Genomic DNA, 19,314 nt, shown 5'->3' on the forward strand with positions numbered 1-19,314 from the left:
TCCTCTCATGTTCCGTTCTCTCCCTCATGTGCTGCGCAGCGCCATCCTGGCGCTGGGCCTGGCCGCCGGTGCCACGCAGGCCCAGCAGACCGCCGTCTGCTATAACTGTCCCCCCGAATGGGCCGACTGGGCCACCGAGCTCAAGGCCATCAAGGACAAGACCGGTATCCAGGTGCCCGGCGACAACAAGAACTCGGGCCAGGCCCTGGCGTCGATGGCCGCCGAGCGCGCCAAACCGGTGGCCGACGTCGTCTACTACGGCGTGACCTTCGGCATCCAGGCCGACAAGGACACCCTGATCCAGGCCTACAAGCCAGCCCACTGGGACGACATCCCCGCCGGCATGAAAGACCCCAACGGCAAGTGGTTCGCCATCCATTCGGGCACGTTGGGTCTGATGGTCAACGTCGATGCCCTGCACGGCAAGCCGGTGCCCACGTCCTGGAAGGACCTGCTCAAGCCTGAGTACCGCGGCATGGTCGGCTACCTGGATCCCGCGTCGGCCTTCGTCGGCTACGTCGGCGCCGTGGCCATCAACCAGGCCTTGGGCGGCACGCTGGACAACTTCGGTCCGGGCCTGGACTGGTTCAAGAAGATGCGCGCCAACGAGCCCATCGTGCCCAAGCAGACCGCCTATGCGCGCGTGCTGTCGGGTGAAATCCCCATCCTCATCGACTACGACTTCAACGCCTATCGCGCCAAGTACAAGGACGGCGCCAACGTCCAGTTCGTCATCCCGTCCGAAGGCACCATCGCCGTGCCTTACGTGATGAGCTTGGTGGCCAATGCACCGCACGAAGCCAACGGCAAGAAGGTGCTGGACTTCACGCTGTCCGACGAAGGCCAGGCCATCTGGGCCAATGCTTTCCTGCGGCCCATCCGCGCCAATGCCGTGTCGCCCGAAGCACAGAAGAAATTCCTGCCGGCGGCGGACTATGCCCGCGCCACCGCGGTGGACTACGGCAAGATGGCCGAAGTGCAGCGTGCTTTCTCCGAGCAGTACGGCAAGGAAGTGAACTGACATGAGCCGTCGCGGCTGGATCGGATTCGCGGCGCCGGCCGCGGCGCTCTTCGTGGCTTTCTGGCTGTTGCCCATGGCGCGGCTGGCGCTGATGGGTTTCGACGGCCGGGGGGGTGACGGGACGACCCCGGCGTCCTCGGCACCTTCGGCCTATTGGATCGTGCTGACCCACGCGCAGTACTGGCGCAGCATGTTGAACACCACCCTGCTGTCGCTGGCGGCGACGTTGGCCACGCTGGCGATGGCGTTGCCGGTGGGACGCTTCCTGGCGCGTCATCCCCGCTTTTTCGGACGCGGCCTGCTGGTGGGCCTGCTGATGTTTCCCCTGGCTTTTCCCGGTGTGGTCGTCGGCTTCCTGGTCATCCTGGTGGCCGGGCGCCAGGGCCTGCTGGCCAGCGCGACGCGGGCGCTGACGGGCTCGCCGCTGGTGTTCGCCTACGGCATGGCGGGATTATTCCTTGGCTATCTGTATTTTTCATTGCCGCGCACCATAGGCATGGTGACGGCGGCCGCGCAGCAGCTCGACCAGGGTTTGCTGGAAGCGGCCCGCACGCTGGGTGCCAGCGCCACGCGGCGCTTCATCGACGTTGAGTTGCCGGCCCTGGCCCCGGCGCTGATGGCGGCCGGCGCGATGTGCTTCGCCACCAGCATGGGCGCCTTCGGCACGGTGTTCACGCTGGGAACGCAGATCGACGTGTTGCCCACCACCATCTATAACGAGTTCACCAACTACGCCAACATCCCCGTGGCCGCCGCATTGTCGGTGGTGCTTGGCCTGGTGACCTGGGTCGTGCTGTATGCCGCGCATACGCTGGGCGGCGCGCGCGCGGGCGCCGGTGCTTGATGGGGCTATCCACCTCCATGTCCTTACCTTCCTCTTTGCCTTCTTCGTCTTCGTCTCCCCCCGCAACGCGTCCCGCGACGGCACGGTCCGCCGCCGGCAAGCTGGAGTTCCGCCTGGGCCTGGCCGCCACGCTGGCGGTCGCGACTTTCCTCATCGGGCCCGTGGTGCTGTCCATCCTGGCGGGCCTGACCAAAAACTACTTCGTCGGCCTGTCCAGCGGCCTGACGCTGCGCTGGGTGGCGCAGGTATGGGATCTGTACGCCACCACCATCTGGCGCTCGCTGGGTATCGCCGTGGCGACGCTGGCGGTCTGCCTGCTGGTGGGCGTGCCGGCGGCATGGGCGCTGCAACTCAAGCGCGGCCGCGTGGCGCGCGCCTTCGAGGAATTGCTGACCCTGCCGGTGGCCGTGCCCGGCCTGGCCACCGCGCTGGCCTTGATCGTGTCCTGGGGCACCGTGGGCAATCTGCGCAGCAGCGTGGCGTTCATCGTCATCGGCCACGTGCTGTTCACCCTGCCCTTCATGGTGCGCGCGGCCGCGGCCAGCATGGCCATGGGTGGCCTGGCGGTGCTGGACGAAGCGGCCGCCACGCTGGGCGCTTCCCGCCTGCATCGCTTCCTGCACATCGTCGTGCCCAATGCGGCGCCGGGCATTCTTACCGGCGCCTTGACCGTACTGACGTTGTCGGTTGGCGAATTCAATCTGACCTGGCTGCTGCATACGCCATTGACGCAAACCCTGCCCGTGGGCCTGGCCGACAGCTACGCATCGATGCGGCTGGAAGTGGCTTCGGCCTACACCCTGGTTTTCCTGCTGATGCTGCTGCCATTGCTGCTGGGCCTGCAATGGCTGGCCGCGCGCACCGGCTCTTCGAGACATTCTTCATGAAGCATCCCGTCACCATCACCCTCGAACAATGCGCCAAGACCTGGCCTGACGGCACGCAAGCGCTGCATCCCATGGACCTGCGCATCGAAGGCGGCCGCACGCTGGCCCTGCTGGGGCCGTCAGGCTGTGGCAAGACCACGCTGCTGCGCCTGATCTGCGGCCTGGAAAGCGCCGATGCCGGCACGCGCATCCTGTTCGACGACGAGGACGTCAGTGCGCAGCCGGCCGAGGCGCGCGGCGTCGGCGTGGTGTTCCAGAACTACGCGCTGTTTCCCAACATGACCGTGGCCCAGAACGTCGCCTACGGCCTGCGCATCCGCAAGATGCCCAAGCCGGATCAGGCGGAGCGCGTGAGCTACATGCTGGGGCTGGTGCGGATGGAGGCCCTGGCCGACCGCCGTATCTCCCAGCTGTCCGGCGGCCAGCGCCAACGCGTGGCACTGGCGCGCGCGTTGGCGATCGAGCCGCGCGTGCTGCTGCTGGATGAACCGCTCACCGCGCTGGATGCGAAGCTGCGCGAACACCTGCGCGTGGAACTGGCGCAGATGCTGCGTAACTTGCACATCACCACCGTCATCGTCACGCACGACCAGGACGAGGCCATGATGCTGGGCGATCGCATCGCCGTGATGTCGGCCGGCCGCCTGGAACAGGTGGGCGATGCCGAGACACTGTACCGGCAGCCTGCCACGCCCTTCGTCGGCGAGTTCCTGGGCACGCTGTGCAAGGTGCGCGCGCGGCTGGAGCATGGCGTGGTGGCGAGCGGCGACCAGGTCATCGGCTTTCGTCCGCACGAAGTGGAACTGCTGCCGGCGCTGCCGTCCGCGCTGCAGGCCCGTATTACCGCGCGTTTCTTCCTGGGCACCACCTTGCGCCTGCAACTGCAGCTGGACGATGGCCAGGCCTTTCCCGTGATCCTGCCCGCCGCCAGTTCCCACCGCGTGGGCGAGGCCGTGTCGCTGCGGCTGACGCGGCCCCTGCCAGGCTGACGCACGCTGGCTGCGCGCCCGCTGCCCCTTGCATCGACCGGGCTTGCGGCTCGCCGGGCCGCGGCATCGATGCCGTTTCACCGACTTTCCCTCTTGTGCTGCATTCATCAGGACTCTCATGCTGATCGCCCAGATTACCGACCTGCACATCCGCCTGCCCGGACAAAAGGCCTACCGCATCGTCGAAACCGACGCCTACCTGCCGCCGGCCGTGCAGGCCTTGAACCGCCTCGATCCCCTGCCTGACCTGGTGGTGATCAGCGGCGACCTGACCGACTTCGGCCGGCCCGCCGAATACGCCCACCTGAAGAAGATGCTGGACGCCCTGCGCATGCCCTATGTGCTGTTGCCTGGCAATCACGATGACCGCGCCATGCTGCGCGAAGTCTTCGCCGATCACGCCTATCTGGCGGGCGCGGATGTGGACGGCTTCATGCAATACACGGTGGAAGAGTTCCCCGTGCGCGTGCTGGCGCTGGACACGGTGGTGCCGCGGCAAAGCCACGGTTCGCTGTGCGAGCAGCGCCTGGCCTGGCTGGCGGACCGCCTGGCTGAACAGCCGCGACGTCCCACCGTGATCGTCATGCATCATCCGCCTTTCGAAACCGGCATCGCGCATATGGATGCCATCGGCCTGTTGGCCGGCACCGAAGGGTTGGCGGACATCGTCAGCCGCCACGGCAACGTCGAACGCATCATGTGCGGCCATCTGCACCGCAGCATTTTTCGCCGTTTCGCGGGCACCATCGCGTCGACCTGCTCCAGCCCGGCGCACCAGGTGGCCCTGGACCTGCGGCCGGATGGTCCGTCGGCCTTCGTCATGGAGCCGCCCGGCTTCCATCTGCATGAATGGCGTAATGGCGCGCTGGTCAGCCATGTGGCGTTCATCGGCGACTACGCCGGTCCCTATCCTTTCCACGAGGACGGCGCGTTGATCGACGAGTGAAGTAGCGGGGACGGTGCCATGATTCCGTCATGTTCGCACCGCACAATGAAAAGGATTTCATTTACCCGCACAATAGCCATGAAAAACAAGCACAGCGAGGGGACATGGCCGCGATAGTTCTGGACCAGCTGACCAAGCAGTACGCCGACGCGGCGGCCATCAGCAATGTGGCCTTCACCGTGCCGGCGGGCAGCTTCACGGTGTTGCTGGGCCCTTCGGGTTGCGGCAAGTCCACCACCTTGCGCATGATCGCCGGGCTGGACACGCCCACCTCCGGCCGCATCCATATCGGCGGCCGCGACGTCACCGACCTGCCGCCGGCCAAGCGCCGCGTGGCCATGGTCTTTCAATCGTATGCCTTGTTCCCGCACCTGTCGGTGCGCGAGAACATCCTGTTCGGCCTCAAGGTGCGCAAGGAGCCGGCCGCCGACTACCAACGCCGCCTCGACCGCGTTGCCGGCCTGCTGGGACTGGGCCATCTGCTGGACCGCAAGCCGTCGCAATTATCCGGTGGCCAGCAGCAGCGCGTGGCCCTGGGCCGCGCGGTGATCTCCGAAGCGCCCGTGTGCCTGATGGACGAACCGCTGTCGAACCTGGACGCACAGCTGCGTCACGAAATGCGGCGCGAGATCCGCGCCCTGCAGCAGCAGCTGAACATGACCATGGTGTACGTCACGCACGACCAGACCGAAGCCATGAGCATGGCCGACCAGGTGGTGTTGTTGCGCAATGGCGTGATCGAGCAATGCGATACGCCGGACCGCCTGTATGCCCGTCCTGCCACCGAGTTCGCCGCGCGCTTCATCGGCACGCCGCCGATGAACCTGATCACGCTGGATAGCGTGGGCGGCGCCATGGTGCCCGCCGGCACCAGCGGGCCGGCGGTGCCGCAGGCGCCGGCCGCCGCCCGCAAGCTGGGCGTGCGTCCCGAACACATACGCCTGGCGGCGCCGGCCGTGCGCCCGGCCGGCAGCGCGCATCAAGGGCAAGGCCAAGGTCATGACGCGGAGCGCGGCCCGGGCCAGGGTCCCGGCCACGCCGCCACGGTGCAGGGCGTCGAATACTTCGGCGCCGACTCCATCGTCACCTGCGCCATCGGCACCAGCAGCGGCATCGCGGTCCGTGTGACCGGCCATCTGCACGCGGCGCCGGGCGAGGTCCTGCATCTACAGTGGGATACGCAGCACCAGCATTTCTTCGATGCCGGCGCGCTTGCGCTGGCAGCGGGTTGACGCCCGCGCTTGCCATTCTTTCATCAGTAGCTCCCTTTCCTCCGACTGCTGTTCCGATCGTTGTCCGATTGTTGTCTATTAGCGAGATCCTCCCATCATGCGACGCACTGTATTGAAAAGCTTGGCCGCGATGACCGCCGGCGCCTTCCTGTCCCTGCCCGCCTACGCCCAGAACAAGCCGGTCGAGGTCGAGTTCTACTATCCCGTCGCGGTGGGCGGTCCCATCACCAAGATCATCGACACCATGGTGACGGCTTTCGAAAAGGAAAACGCCGGCATCAAGATCAAGCCCGTATATGCGGGTTCCTACCAGGACTCCATCGCCAAGGCACTGACCGCGCTCAAGGGCGGTAACCCGCCGCAGCTGGCCGTGCTGTTGTCCACCGACATGTTCACGCTGATCGATGAGGACGCCATCGTGCCCATCGACGGCCTGGCCAAGGATGACGCCGGCAAGCAATGGCTGGGCGGCTTCTACGATGCCTTCATGCAGAACAGCCGCAGCGGCGGCCACGTGTGGGGTGTGCCGTTCCAGCGCTCCACCATCGTCATGTACTACAACAAGACCATGTTCAAGGACGCGGGCCTGGATCCCGAGCACGCGCCCGCCACCTGGCAGGAACTGGTCGAGTTTTCCAAGAAGCTCACCAAGAAAGATGCCGCCGGCAACGTGACGCAATGGGGTCTGGAAATCCCGTCGGGCGGCAGCTTCGCCTACTGGCTGTTCCAGGCACTGACCACGCCCAATGACGCCATCCTGATGAACGAAGCGGGTAACCAGGTCATGCTGGACAAGCCCGCCGTGGTGGAAGCCGCGCAGTTCTGGCGCGACCTGGCCGCCAAGCACGGCGTCATGCCCACCGGCACCATCGATTGGGGCACCACGCCCAAGGACTTCCTGGAAAAGAAGGCTGCCATCATCTGGACCACCACCGGCAACCTGACCAACATCCGCAGCAACGCCAGCTTCCCCTTCGGCGTGGCGATGATGCCCAAGCAGAAGCGCGGCGGCAGCCCCACCGGCGGCGGCAACTTCTACGTCTTCAAGAACGCCACACCGGCGCAGCAGGAAGCGGCGCTGAAGTTCGCGCGCTGGGCCACCGCGCCGGAACGCGCGGCCGACTGGAGCATCGCCACGGGTTATGTGGCCGTGACCCCGGCTGCCTGGCAGACCGACAAGATGAAAAAGTACGCGCAGGAAGTGCCGGCCGCCGCCGTGGCGCGCGACCAGTTGGACGTGAGCGTGGCGGAATTCTCCACGCACGAGAACCAGCGCGTGACCAAGGTGTTGAACGACGCCCTGCAGGCCGCCCTGACCGGCGCCAAGACGCCGCAGCAGGCGCTGACCGACGCCCAGCGTGAGTCGGACCGCATCCTGCGTTCGTACAAGTAAACCGGAAAGGGGCGGGCCCGCGATGAACAGGACCTTGAATACCGTGTACGCCTGGCTGCTGTTGCTGCCGGCCATGGTCCTGCTTGTCGCGTTCACGCACTATCCGGCGCTGGCGACCCTGTGGCACAGCTTTTTCTCCACGCCCAAGGGTCGCCGGCCGGCGGTATTCGTCGGCCTGGAAAACTACCAGGTCATGCTGCAGGACCCCGTGTTCTGGCGCGCGCTGATCAACAATCTGTGGTTCGCCCTGGGCACCGTGCCGACGGCGGTGGGCATCGCGCTGCTGATGGCCCTGTGGGTCAATCGCGGGCTGGCCGGACGCGGCTTCCTGCGCCTGGCATATTTCACGCCCACCATTCTGCCCATGGTGGCGGTGGCCAATATCTGGCTGTTCTTCTACACGCCGCAATACGGCCTGCTGGCGCAGATCCTGCAGTTCTTCGGCCTGCCGGGCCCGAACTGGCTGGGTACCAAGGAAGCGGCGCTGCCCGCGCTGATGATCGTATCGGTGTGGAAGGAAGCCGGCTTCTTCATGATCTTCTATCTGGCCGCGCTGCAGGGCGTGTCGCCGTCGTTGCGCGAGGCCGCGATGCTGGAAGGCGCGTCGCGCTGGCAGTACTTCCGCCGCGTGCTGTGGCCGCTGCTGATGCCCACCACGCTGTTCGTCCTGATCAATGCCTTGATCAACGCCTTCCGCCTGATCGACCACGTGGTGGTGATGACGCACGGCGGTCCCGATAACGCCAGCACGCTGCTGCTGTTCTACATCTACCAGATCGGCTTCAGCTTCTGGGACACGGCCTACGCCGCAACGCTGACTGTGGTGCTGCTGGCCGTGCTGGGCATCATCGCGGCGATCAAGTTCCGCTGGCTGGACAAGAGGACCCATTACCAATGAACGCGAGCGTGCCACCCCGCGCCCCCAACGCCACCCCGGCTTTACGCGGCATGCGTGGGCTGACAACCAGCGGTCCGCGTGAAGCCGGCGCGTGGCTGGACACCATCGGCGCCTGGCTGCTGGGCCTCATCTGGATCCTGCCTCTGCTGTACGCGGTGTGGGCGGCCGTGCATCCGGCAGCCTATGCAACGCGCTTCGACCTGTTCGCGCCCTGGACCCTGGACAATTTCACGCGGGCCTGGGATGCGGCGCCGTTTCCCCGCTATTACCTCAACACCTTCATGCTGGTGACGATGGTGCTGGTCGCGCAGCTGGTGCTGTCCACCATGGCGGGCTATGCCTTCGCCCGGCTGGAATTCCGCGGCCGCGAGTTTCTATTCCTGCTGGTGCTGCTGCAGTTGATGGTGATGCCGGACGTTCTCATCGTGGAGAACTATCGCACCATGAGCTGGCTGGGTGTGCGCGATACGGTATTCGCCATTGCCTTGCCCTACTTCGCATCGGCTTTCGGTATCTTCCTGTTGCGCCAGACGTTCAAGACGATTCCACGGGAGCTCGAAGAAGCCGCCCGCGTGGAAGGCGCCAGCGCCTTGCAGGTGCTGCTGAAGGTTTATGTGCCGCTGGGCAAGCCGACCTATATCGCCTATGGCCTGGTGTCGGTCAGCTATCACTGGAACAACTTCCTGTGGCCCTTGATCATCACCAACTCGGTGGAGGCGCGGCCTTTGACGGTGGGCCTGCAGGTGTTCTCGTCGACCGACCAGGGCATAGACTGGTCGGTCATCACTGCCGCGACCTTGTTGTCCGCGGCACCCCTGCTGGTGGCCTTCCTGCTGTTCCAACGGCAGTTCGTGCAATCCTTCCTGCGCGCCGGCATACGCTAGCCGCGCAATACAAAGGGGCCGTTGCCGCGGGTATGGCGGCAACAGCCCCTTTTGTCGTCTTGCCCGCACGGGATCGCCGTGCCGGGAGCGGGAGCCCGGCGGCTTCGGTCGAGGAAGCCGTCGGGCGAACAGCGTCGGATGCGCGGCCTCAGGCCGACACGGCCTCGTCCGCCGGCACCGCGACCTGGTCCGGATTGGCGCTCAGGTGGCGGTTCACGGCGCTGAGCAGGGCGTGGAACGAGGCGGTCACGATGTCGCGGTCGATACCCACGCCGAAGCCCGTCGGCGCATCGCCCACGCGCACTTCCACATAGCTGGCGGCGCGCGTATCGGCGCCCGCGCCAATGGCGTGCTCGTGGTAGTCCATCACCTTGACCGGCATGCCCAGGGCAGCCACGAAGGCCGAGATCGCGCCATTGCCTTCGCCGACGATGGTGCGGCGTTCGCCGTTTACGTCGACCTCGGCCTCGACACGGAAGTCTCGGCCTTCGCCGGCACCGGGATCGCCCACGATGCGGTGGCGGATCAGCTTCCACGGGGTGTGCTGCTCCAGGTATTCCTTCTTGAAGATGCCGTACACGGCGTCGGCCGTCACTTCGGCGCCGGTCTCGTCGGTCACGCGCTGGATGGCGCGGCTGAATTCGATCTGCAGGCGGCGCGGCAAGGCCAGGCCATGTTCCTGTTCCAGGAGGTAGGACACGCCGCCCTTGCCCGACTGGCTGTTGACGCGGATCACCGCGTCATAGCTGCGGCCCAGGTCGGCCGGATCGATGGGCAGGTAAGGCACTTCCCAGACGGCGTCGGCCTTTTGCAAGGCGAGGCCCTTCTTGATGGCGTCCTGGTGCGAACCGGAGAACGCCGTGAAGACCAGGTCACCGGCGTAGGGGTGGCGCGGATGCACGGGCAACTGGTTGCAGTACTCCGCGCAACGGCGCACTTCGTCGATGTCGGAGAAATCCAGGCCCGGATGCACGCCCTGCGTGTAGAGATTCAAGGCCAGGGTCACCAGGTCGACGTTGCCGGTGCGCTCGCCGCTGCCGAACAGGCAGCCTTCGATGCGGTCGGCGCCGGCCATGACGGCGAACTCGGCGGCGGCCACGGCGGTGCCGCGGTCATTGTGCGGGTGCACGCTCAGCACGATGCTGTCGCGGCGCGCCAGGTTCTTGTGCATCCATTCGATCTGGTCGGCGTACAGATTGGGCGAGGTCGCCTCGATCGTCGCCGGCAGATTGAGGATCATCTTGTTTTCCGGCGTCGGCTGCCACACGTCGGCGACGGCGTTGGCCACTTCCAGCGCGAAGTCGGGCTCGGTGGTGCTGAACACTTCAGGCGAGTACTGGTAGGCCCACTGCGTCTGCGGATACTTGGCCATGGCCTGCTTGATCAAGGCCGTGCCGCTGGTGGCGATACCCTTGATCTGCTCGCGCGTCATGTTGAACACGACCTTGCGGAAGGCCGGCGCCACGGCGTTGTACAGGTGGATGATGGCGCGATGGGCGCCGGCGGCCGCTTCGGCGGTGCGCGTGATCAACTCTTCACGCGACTGCGTCAGCACGATGATGGTGACGTCCTGGGGGATGCGCTTTTCGTCGATCAGCTTGCGCACGAAGTCGAAGTCGGTCTGCGATGCGGACGGAAAGCCGACCTCGATTTCCTTGAAGCCGATCTTCACCAACTGTTCGAAGAAGCGCACTTTGCGCTCCACGCTCATCGGCTCGATCAGGGACTGGTTGCCGTCGCGCAGGTCGGTACTCATCCAGATCGGCGGCTGCGTGATGCGGCGGCTGGGCCAGGTGCGTTCAGAGAACTCCTTGGCGAACGGGACGAACGGTACGTACTTGGTGGCGGGGTTGGCGAGCATCATGGTGAGTGCACCTTATGGGTGGTCGCGGTTCGGCGGCGCCGCCGGATCGGTGCTCAGGGCCACGGCACGAGGGGGCCTGCATGAGCTTCCTACACGGCTACGCCGGCATCAACCGGCGAATAGTGAAGACGAAAAATGACGAGGGGAAGACGTGGTGGCGCGAGGGGGCTGCCGAACTGCCACGGGACGCTAGGCCCGGCAACCGATCGATAGGTTTAGCGCTAGCGATAGCGCGCGCACGGCAACGGTGTTGCCGCGGGCGGACTGGGATGCCGACACAGCCGAGAGGCCGGTGGTCAGGGACGAATCAGCGCGCACGCCGACCGCCGGGGCGCTGTTGCGTCCGGTAGTCATCGCGAAGGAGGTGCGCGTGTAGGCCATGGGCTGATCGATAAAGTAAGCCGCTAGTCGAACATAAAATCCGGCCCGGCGCAAGTCGGCCAGGCCAAAAAGGGGCGGCGGCCGCAAAAACGAAGCCGCCTTGAAGCAGGGCTTCAAGGCGGCTTTGTAGACAGGTTGTGGGGCGGCTGCGCAGGGGTGCCTGCCGCGCCAGCCACCTATCCGCTTATTTGGTCGGGCCGATGCGCGGCTCCACGTGGCGATCGCGGACCGCCGGGCGGTCGTCCAGGACGGGATCCTGGCGCACGTCGCTACGTTCAGCGCTACGGTAATCGCGGGCGCCGGTACGCGGCAGCCGGTCACGCTCGTCCAGCACCGGAAGATCCGCCCGCTGGAGGGGGCCGCCGGTACCGGGCAAGGGCGGCAGTCCAAGCATGGCTTCCTGCTCGCGCACCATGGTGATCTTGTCGATACGGCCGCTGCGGGTCTCGCTCAGCACGCGTTGCAGATCGCCAACGGTGAAGGGCTCGTCGCGGCTGCCCCAGCACCAGCGCACCACGTCCACCACCTCGTCTGACAGTTGCGGCACCAGGTCGGCGAAGGTGTCGGCCGGCACCACGCGGGCGCGCGCGGCGTAGATGTTGCCGCGCAGCCAACCGCGCACGATGAAGAACACGATCAGGAACCAGATCGCCGCTACCCCCCACCAGAGATAAGGGTTGATGCGGTTCAACAAATCTATGCTTTGCTGTCCCAGCGGCTGCAAAGCCCCATAATTGATGGTTTTCCCGAAGTCGGTAATCTGGCCGGCACCGTAGAGCCAGATGGCGGCTGCCACTATGATGACGACGGCCCGCAGCACCAGGCGGGGGGTGGCCAGTCTGAGCAAGGTCTGACGGATCAGACGGCAGTCCTGACGGATGCGATCGGGGGAGGAGGGATTCATGCAAAATATTGTACCTATGACTCCGCACCTATTTATTGCTCGGCATCTCCTAGAAACATATTTATGACGCGGCACAGCCTCGAACTTCGTCCCGGTCAGCATTTGACGCTGACTCCACAATTGCAGCAGTCCATCCGGATGCTGCAATTGTCGACGCTCGACCTGGAAACGGAGATTTCCCAGGCCCTGGCCGAGAACCCTTTGCTGGAGCGCGACGAGGAAGTGCGGGCGGACGAAACCGACCCCAACCGCGAAGCCTCGGCCCAGGATGACGAGCCCGCGCCCGACCGCGAGACCCCCCTGGACGAGATGCCCGGCTCCAAGGGCGTCTACAACGACGAGGACAACGACCTGCCGGAGGCGGCCAGGCCCGATACGCTGCGCGAGCACTTGTTGGCGCAGCTGGCCTTGACGCGGGCCAGCGCGCGCGATGTCGTGCTGACGACCTTGTTGATCGATGAACTGGACGAAAACGGCTACCTGGCGTCCTCGCTGGAGGAAATCCTGCAGTGGCTGCCGGAGGAGGCCGAGGCCGACGTCGATGAATTGCGCGCCGCCCAGCGGCTGCTGCAGTCTTTCGACCCGCCCGGCATCGGCGCCCGCGACATGGCGGAATGCCTGGCCTTGCAACTGCGTCACGCGGACATCCTGCGTTTGCCAGAGGCCGCCGACCCTGCCGTGCTGGCCTGTGCCCGCGAGGTCTGCGCCCATCACCTGCCCCTGCTGGCGGCCGGCAACCCGGCTCGCCTGCGCGAGGCCCTGCATTGCGACGACGCCAAGCTGCGCGCCACACGTGCGCTGATACTCAAGCTCGACCCGCGGCCGGGCCGCAAATGGACCGTGGGCGCGGCCGACTACGCCGTGCCCGATGTCATCGTGCGCAAGGCGCGCAAGGGCTGGCAGGTGGTGCTGAACAGCGCGGCCATGCCGCGTCTGCGCGTCAACGGGCTGTACGCCCAGATGCTGGGCAACCAGCGTGAATCCAACCATGCCGGCCTGCATGCCCAGTTGCAGCAGGCGCGCTGGATGATACGCAACGTCGAGCAGCGTTTCGACACCATCCTGCGGGTGTCGCAGGCCATCGTGAACCACCAGGCGGCGTTCTTCAGCCAGGGGCCGTCGGCGATGCGCCCCTTGATCCTGAAGGACATCGCCGGTGAACTGGGGCTGCATGAATCGACGATTTCGCGCGCGACCACGCAGAAATTCATGCTTACGCCCTTCGGCACCCTGGAGCTGAAGCATTTCTTCGGCGCGGGGGTGGCTACCGAGACGGGCGACTCGGCGTCGGCGACGGCAGTGCAGGAGCATATCCGCCGCATGGTGTCGGAGGAAAACCGCGCCAAGCCGCTGTCGGACAATCAGCTCATGCTGAAACTGGCCGAAGAGGGGATCGTCATCGCCCGCCGTACCGTGGCCAAATACCGGGAAGCCTTGCGCATTGCGCCTGCGTCCGTGCGCAAGGGCCAGGCGGCACTGGGTTAAGCGGCGCCTGTTGCGTTGAAAGCACGCGCCGCCGCAGTCCTGAAACCGCCCCCATTTTTCCTGCGCCCGTCCCCGTTTATTCCCTCTTGCATGAATGAGAATAAGCATCAATAATAATTCGCATGTACATTTGCGTATGTAATGCTGTCACCGAACGTCAGGTCCGTTCCTGTGTGGATGCGGGCGCAACGTCTCTGGATGATCTGGAATTCGAGCTTGGCGTGGCCTCGTGCTGCGGCTCGTGCGCGGCCACCGCGGCGGAGTACCTGCCGGGCGGACGCTGCTCCAGCGTATGTCACGTGCAGTCGATGGCGGTACCCACCCGCGGACGCCTTGCCGAATCGGCCCTGTCGCTGCCCGACCAAGGCGCGCAAGCCGCCAACTCCTTCCCCATTCCCATCGTCGTCGCGGCGTAAAACGCAGCTCGCTCGCGCGTGTGACTGTCAGGTCATCGCGGAAGACGAAACTGTCTGGGCAAGTCAGAAGGGGATGGCGGAGATCTTTGATGTTGAGATCCCAACGATCAACTATCACCTCAAAGAAGTCGTTAAATCCAAAGCAACCCGATTTCGTATCTGGCGCGTGGCAGGCGTCCTGGCACCCCGATCCGCATCGCACAGTTCCTGCATCAGTTCCGCCAATTCGCGCGCCGCATCGCTGGCGGACGGCCCCAGGATCAGCGCCATTTCGCATTCGGGGATCTCCGGCAGGCCCGCCTCCAATACCTGCATGTCTGGGCTGAGCGTCAGCGCGTCGACCAGCGCAACCCCCAATCCACCCGCCAGCGCCGCGCGGATGCCCATCAGATTGGGGCTCTCATAAGCGATGCGCCAGCGGCGGCCGTCCCGCTCCAGCGCGTGGATGGCGCGATTGCGATACAGGCAGCCTTGCGGCCTGCTGACCAGCGCCAAGGGATCCAGGCATGGGGTGGACGCGGCGGTCCCCGTGACCCACAGCAATCGCTCCCGCCACGCGGCCACGCAAGGCCCGCTGTCCGGCTCCCGTTTGAGCAGGACGACGTCCAGGTCGCCCTGGCGCAAGGATTGATCCAGATTGGCACTGAGGTCGCAGCGCACCGTCAGCCGCACATCCGGCCGGGTACGGGCGAAAGCGGCCAGCGCCCGGGTCAGGGACTCCACCGCGAAATCGTCCGGCAGGCCCAGGCGCAAGACCTGGGCAGGGGCCACGCCGCCCACCGCATCCTGCATCTCTACCGCCAGGGCCAGCATGCGGCGCGCATAGCTAAGTAGGCGCTCACCCTCGTTAGTGAGGTTGATTTTTCTGCCTTCGCGGAAAAACAGCATGCATCCGAGCCGATCCTCCAACTTGCGGATCTGCTGGCTGACCGTGGATTGCGTGCGGTGCACGCGCTCGCCCGCGCGAGTGAAGCCGCCAGCGTCCACGACGGAAATGAAACTGCGTAACAGGTCGAGATCGGGCATGGCCGGCTTCCATCGGTTTTTCAAATACTTTCGATGGAAAGAATAGGTTTGTCAATGAAAGCGTCTGCTCGCACAATAAGCGCCTGATCCGTCACTGATGACTTGCTGGAGATTTCCATGACCACCAAGGCCGGGCGCGGCATGGCCTGGGGCCCGGTGGCCCTGTTTTGCCTGCTCTGGAGTTCCGCCTTCGCCGGCGCCAAATTCGGCCTGCGCGACTGTCCGCCATTGACGTTGTTGACGATCCGCTTCTTCCTGGCCGCGATCGCGCTGCTGGCATTGGCTGCGTGGAGCGGGCAACTGCGTCGCCCCACGTGGCGCGAGGTGGGCCTCCTGGCCGTCCTGGGGGTTTTGAACAACGCCCTGTATCTGGGCCTGAGCTGGAGCGGCATGGTCAGCGTCTCGTCGGCATTCACAGCGGTGTTGATCAGCACCAACCCCTTGCTGATCGGCGTGCTTGCCGGGCCAGTGCTGGGTGAGCGGCTGACGGGCCGCAAATGCATGGGCCTGTTGCTGGGCCTGGCCGGCGTGGCCCTGGTGCTGCGTTCGCGCCTGAATGGCATGCACGAGGATCCCCATGGCGTATGGCTGGTCGCCGCCGCCCTGGTCGCCCTGGTGGTGGCGACATTGCTGTACAAGCGCTGCCCGCCGGCCAGCGGGCTGTGGCAGGCCACGGGGGGCCAGGCCCTGGCGGGTGCGCTGGCCCTGTTGCCTTTCGCCCTGCTGCATGAGACGGGGCAGGCGATCAACTGGTCGCCGAACCTGTTCTGGAGCCTGATGTACATGGTCTTCGCCGTTTCGGTCGGCGGCTATGGCCTCTGGTTCCACATCTTGCGCGGTTCCAGCGCAACAGCGGCCAGTGCGTTGCATTTTCTTATGCCGCCGCTCGGACTGTTATTTGGCTGGTTGGCCTTGGGTGAACACGTCGCCACGATGGACTTATTGGGCATTTTGCCGATTGCGGCCGGCATCTGGCTGGCGACCAGAAACCCCATGGATACAGGGGTTTCACGCTGAATCGAGGCGCGCTTTGGAGCCCGTCTGACCCAGATTCATTCTCATTTTCTTCCTGCTTACGCTTTCGTATAGCGGTCGCAAAGCGATTTACTACGTGCTGAAAAAGGGGTGTTCGCGCGCCTGTACCGGTGGTAGTCTGCGGGCAATCGAAGCAAGGAGCTCCATCATGAAAGGCGACAAAACCGTCATCCAGTTTCTCAACAAACAGTTGACCAATGAGTTGACGGCGATCAACCAATACTTCCTGCATGCCCGCATGCTGCGCCATTGGGGCCTGAACAAGCTGGGCAAGCACGAATACGAAGAGTCGATTGGCGAAATGAAGCACGCCGACCGTCTGATCGAACGCATCTTCATGCTGGACGGCTTGCCCAACCTGCAAGATCTCCACAAGCTGCTGATCGGCGAAGACGTGCCGGAATTGCTGGCCTGTGACCTGAAGCTGGAAACCGCGGCCCAGGGCACGGTCAAGGACGCGATTGCGTACTGTGAGTCGGTGCGCGACTACGTCTCGCGCGATCTGTTCCAGGACATCCTGGACGATACCGAAGAACACATCGACTACCTGGAAACGCAGATCGGCCTGATCGACCAGGTGGGCCTGCAGAACTATCTGCAAAGCCAGATGGAAGTGGACAGCTGATCCTCACGGCAGCTTGATGCACGCACGCCACCTGTAAAGGTGGCGTTTTTCATGATCACCTGCGCAGCTGCGGAGGACAGACGCCGTCCGGACGGATGAGGCCGTTGCCGCGGCGGGTTACCGCCGCGGCAAGGTTATTGAACTTTGTTCGGGCATTCCGCGATGGTGCCCCAGGCCTGGTTCGGACCGCAGTACTTGTTGCGGGCATTCCAGGAGCAGGTCGGGCGATCGAAAAAGCCCATGGACGCACACTGCGCCAGGTCGTGCTTGAGTGCGTCCTGCCAACCCTTGCCGGCCGGCGTGCTGTTGGCCATGGCCTGTTGCTGGCGCGGCGTGGGCATGTCGATGGCTTGCACCATGGTCGACTGCGTGACGTTGCGCGACGCCTGGATCTGCGCATACTGCTGCGCGGCCTGCTGGGTCTGAGCCTGCTGCGTGGCCAGGTCCAGCGTGCTGATGTCGTTGCCGGTAGGCAGCGGCGTGTTGGTCTCGGACGCGATCTGGCGCGCCTGGTCCATGGTGATGGTGTCGCGCGAGATCTGCACCAGCGGATCATGCACGGTGTCGAACAGGGACACCATATTGACTTGCCAGTCGGCATCGGCCGGTTTGTCCGGCACGCCCAGCGTACCGTCCACGCGCGGCTGCGGCGGCTGCGCCAGATAAGGGCGGCCGTTTGCGTCCAGGATGGCTTCGTCCGCCCCGCCGTTCTGGCCGGGTGCCGGTGCCGCGGGCGGCGCATGGGCCACCAGCCAATCGCCGAACTGGATTCCGCCCCACGCCGCGGCGCCTAGCGCTACCAGCAGTGTTGCGAACAATACTCGCCAAGACATTCCTAACCTCTCGGGTCTCTGGGGGACAGTAATCGTATCAGGCCTGGAGTTTGTCGCCGAAGACACGGCCACCGTGCTCACGCATGGCATGGAATTTCACATCTGGATATAACTCTTCCGCCACTCGTAACTGCGCGGACGAGCTCACCAGGAAGGCCGCGGCGTCGACAACATCATAGGCGATGTGCGCGGCATTGGCATCCATGAACTTGCGGAGCGCCTTGGGATCGTCGGACGTAATCCAGCGGGCCATGGTGTAACGCGACGGCATCAGCCGGGCGTCGGCGTTGTACTCGGCTTTCAGGCGGTGGGCCACCACTTCGAACTGCAGTTGGCCGACCGCGCCCAGCAGCATGGCGCCACCGGCGGCGACCGGGCGGAACACCTGGATCGCGCCTTCCTCGCCCAGTTGGATCAGGCCGGTGCGCAACTGCTTGGTGCGCAGCGGGTCCTTCACTTCCACGGCCTGGAACAATTCCGGCGCGAAGAACGGCAGCCCGGTGAACTGCAGTTGTTCGCCTTCGGTCAGCACGTCGCCCAGTTGCAGGACGCCGTGGTTGGGAATACCGATGACGTCGCCGGCGTAGGCTTCGTCCAGCAGCTCGCGCCGCTGGGACAGGAAGGACACGACGTTATTGGGCCGCATTTCCTTGTTGGTACGGCTGACCTTCAAGCGCATGCCGCGTTCGAAACGGCCGGAGCAGACCCGCACGAAAGCGACGCGGTCGCGATGCGCCGGGTCCATATTGGCCTGCACCTTGAACACCACGCCGCTGAAGCGGGGCTCCTCGGGTAGCACCTCGCGCTGCAGCGACTGGCGGGAGCCGGGGCGCGGCGCCATGTCGACCAGCGCGTCCAGCACTTCCTGCACGCCGAAATTATTGATGGCCGAGCCGAAGAACACCGGCGTCTGGCGGCCAGCCAGGAATTCGGCCTCGTCGAAGGGCGGCGACGCTTCGTTGATCAGGGCGATTTCGCCGCTGGCCTGGTCGAAGGCGCTGCCGAAGCGCTGGCCAATTTCCGGATTATCCAGGCCCTGGATGAATTCATCATCGCCGCCGCGGCGTTCCTGGCCTGCACGGAACAGGCGCATGCGGTCCTGGCGGATGTCGAACACGCCGCCGAAGGCCTTGCCCATGCCCACCGGCCAGGAAAACGGCACGGTGTCCATGCCCAGGTGCGATTCGATTTCAGACAACAAGTCCAACGGCTCGCGCACTTCGCGGTCCATCTTGTTGATGAAGGTGATGATGGGGGTGTTGCGCGCCCGGCAGACCTGCAGCAGACGCTTGGTCTGCGGCTCCACGCCGTTGGCGGCGTCGATCACCATCAGCGCGGCATCCACCGCCGTCAGCACGCGATACGTGTCTTCCGAGAAGTCCTGGTGGCCCGGGGTGTCGAGCAGGTTGATGACGCAGTCGCGATATTCCATCTGCATCACCGACGAAGCCACCGAGATGCCGCGCTGCTTTTCGATTTCCATCCAGTCCGAGGATGCGTGGCGGCTGGCCTTGCGTGCCTTGACGCTGCCGGCGATCTGGATCGCGCCTGCGAACAGCAGCAGCTTTTCGGTCAGCGTGGTCTTGCCCGCGTCAGGGTGGGAAATGATGGCGAAAGTGCGGCGGCGCGCGACTTCTTGTTGGATATTCAT

18 protein-coding genes are annotated in these 19,314 nt (G+C 65.1%); 13 read left to right on the forward strand and 5 right to left on the reverse strand.

The genetic code is table 11. The features are described 5' to 3' along the window. The first annotated feature begins 7 nt into the window (after positions 1-7). The 9 genes from CEY05_RS17340 to CEY05_RS17380 all read left to right on the forward strand — a co-directional run bounded on the left by CEY05_RS17340 (position 8) and on the right by CEY05_RS17380 (position 9,094). Positions 8-1,021 carry an ABC transporter substrate-binding protein gene (locus tag CEY05_RS17340; protein ID WP_088596759.1) on the forward strand — a complete coding sequence of 338 codons (1,014 nt, stop codon included), beginning with the start codon at positions 8-10 and terminating at the stop codon, positions 1,019-1,021. 1 nt (position 1,022) lies between these two features. Further along, on the forward strand, positions 1,023-1,865 hold the full coding sequence (locus tag CEY05_RS17345) for an ABC transporter permease (protein WP_088596760.1): 843 nt from the start codon (positions 1,023-1,025) through the stop codon (positions 1,863-1,865). A 17-nt stretch (positions 1,866-1,882) separates the two neighbouring features. After that, a complete protein-coding gene (locus CEY05_RS17350) occupies positions 1,883-2,752 on the forward strand; it encodes an ABC transporter permease (RefSeq protein WP_088597627.1) in 870 nt (289 codons plus the stop codon). Next, positions 2,749-3,741 (forward strand): ABC transporter ATP-binding protein, encoded by a 993-nt coding sequence (locus CEY05_RS17355; protein ID WP_088596761.1) that lies wholly within the window; start codon positions 2,749-2,751, stop codon positions 3,739-3,741. Before CEY05_RS17350 ends, CEY05_RS17355 begins: the two co-directional genes overlap by 4 nt. 118 nt (positions 3,742-3,859) lie before the next feature. Then, complete coding sequence (locus CEY05_RS17360; protein ID WP_088596762.1) at positions 3,860-4,687, forward strand: phosphodiesterase; 828 nt, start codon at positions 3,860-3,862, stop codon at positions 4,685-4,687. Positions 4,688-4,791: 104 nt separating this feature from the next. Further along, positions 4,792-5,919 (forward strand): ABC transporter ATP-binding protein, encoded by a 1,128-nt coding sequence (locus tag CEY05_RS17365; protein WP_088597628.1) that lies wholly within the window; start codon positions 4,792-4,794, stop codon positions 5,917-5,919. Between the two features lie 97 nt (positions 5,920-6,016). Continuing rightward, complete coding sequence (locus CEY05_RS17370; RefSeq protein WP_088596763.1) at positions 6,017-7,312, forward strand: ABC transporter substrate-binding protein; 1,296 nt, start codon at positions 6,017-6,019, stop codon at positions 7,310-7,312. A 22-nt stretch (positions 7,313-7,334) separates the two neighbouring features. Beyond that, complete coding sequence (locus tag CEY05_RS17375; RefSeq protein WP_088596764.1) at positions 7,335-8,210, forward strand: carbohydrate ABC transporter permease; 876 nt, start codon at positions 7,335-7,337, stop codon at positions 8,208-8,210. A 50-nt stretch (positions 8,211-8,260) separates the two neighbouring features. Continuing rightward, the gene (locus CEY05_RS17380) at positions 8,261-9,094 is read left to right on the forward strand and encodes a carbohydrate ABC transporter permease (protein WP_088596765.1); all 834 of its coding nucleotides are present in this window, start codon (positions 8,261-8,263) and stop codon (positions 9,092-9,094) included. 148 nt (positions 9,095-9,242) lie between these two features. Here CEY05_RS17380 and leuA read toward each other — a convergent pair whose 3' ends face one another. Then, positions 9,243-10,958, reverse strand: coding sequence for a 2-isopropylmalate synthase (gene leuA / locus CEY05_RS17385; RefSeq protein ID WP_088596766.1), 1,716 nt, complete (start codon positions 10,956-10,958; stop codon positions 9,243-9,245). 565 nt (positions 10,959-11,523) lie between these two features. Continuing rightward, positions 11,524-12,243, reverse strand: coding sequence for a hypothetical protein (locus tag CEY05_RS17390; RefSeq protein ID WP_088596767.1), 720 nt, complete (start codon positions 12,241-12,243; stop codon positions 11,524-11,526). Between the two features lie 63 nt (positions 12,244-12,306). Here CEY05_RS17390 and rpoN point away from each other — a divergent pair, with 63 nt between their 5' ends. Both rpoN and CEY05_RS17400 read left to right on the forward strand, forming a co-directional pair. Continuing rightward, on the forward strand, positions 12,307-13,728 hold the full coding sequence (gene rpoN / locus CEY05_RS17395; RefSeq protein WP_088596768.1) for an RNA polymerase factor sigma-54: 1,422 nt from the start codon (positions 12,307-12,309) through the stop codon (positions 13,726-13,728). 122 nt (positions 13,729-13,850) lie between these two features. After that, positions 13,851-14,144 carry a bacterioferritin-associated ferredoxin gene (locus tag CEY05_RS17400; protein ID WP_088596769.1) on the forward strand — a complete coding sequence of 98 codons (294 nt, stop codon included), beginning with the start codon at positions 13,851-13,853 and terminating at the stop codon, positions 14,142-14,144. Positions 14,145-14,258: 114 nt separating this feature from the next. On the opposite strand, the gene CEY05_RS17405 is transcribed toward CEY05_RS17400, so the two are convergent. After that, entirely contained in the window at positions 14,259-15,170 is a 912-nt protein-coding gene (locus CEY05_RS17405; protein ID WP_088596770.1) for a LysR substrate-binding domain-containing protein, read from the reverse strand. Positions 15,171-15,287: 117 nt separating this feature from the next. Between CEY05_RS17405 and CEY05_RS17410 the strand changes: the two genes are divergently transcribed. Both CEY05_RS17410 and bfr read left to right on the forward strand, forming a co-directional pair. Continuing rightward, positions 15,288-16,187, forward strand: coding sequence for a DMT family transporter (locus CEY05_RS17410; RefSeq protein ID WP_088596771.1), 900 nt, complete (start codon positions 15,288-15,290; stop codon positions 16,185-16,187). A 166-nt stretch (positions 16,188-16,353) separates the two neighbouring features. Further along, positions 16,354-16,830 (forward strand): bacterioferritin, encoded by a 477-nt coding sequence (bfr, locus tag CEY05_RS17415; protein ID WP_088596772.1) that lies wholly within the window; start codon positions 16,354-16,356, stop codon positions 16,828-16,830. Positions 16,831-16,964: 134 nt separating this feature from the next. On the opposite strand, the gene CEY05_RS17420 is transcribed toward bfr, so the two are convergent. Further along, positions 16,965-17,663 carry a hypothetical protein gene (locus CEY05_RS17420; RefSeq protein ID WP_088596773.1) on the reverse strand — a complete coding sequence of 233 codons (699 nt, stop codon included), beginning with the start codon at positions 17,661-17,663 and terminating at the stop codon, positions 16,965-16,967. A gap of 37 nt (positions 17,664-17,700) precedes the next feature. Beyond that, positions 17,701-19,314 carry a peptide chain release factor 3 gene (locus CEY05_RS17425; protein ID WP_088596774.1) on the reverse strand — a complete coding sequence of 538 codons (1,614 nt, stop codon included), beginning with the start codon at positions 19,312-19,314 and terminating at the stop codon, positions 17,701-17,703.

This window comes from Achromobacter sp. HZ34, assembly GCF_002209485.1.
Lineage (GTDB): Bacteria > Pseudomonadota > Gammaproteobacteria > Burkholderiales > Burkholderiaceae_B > Bordetella_C.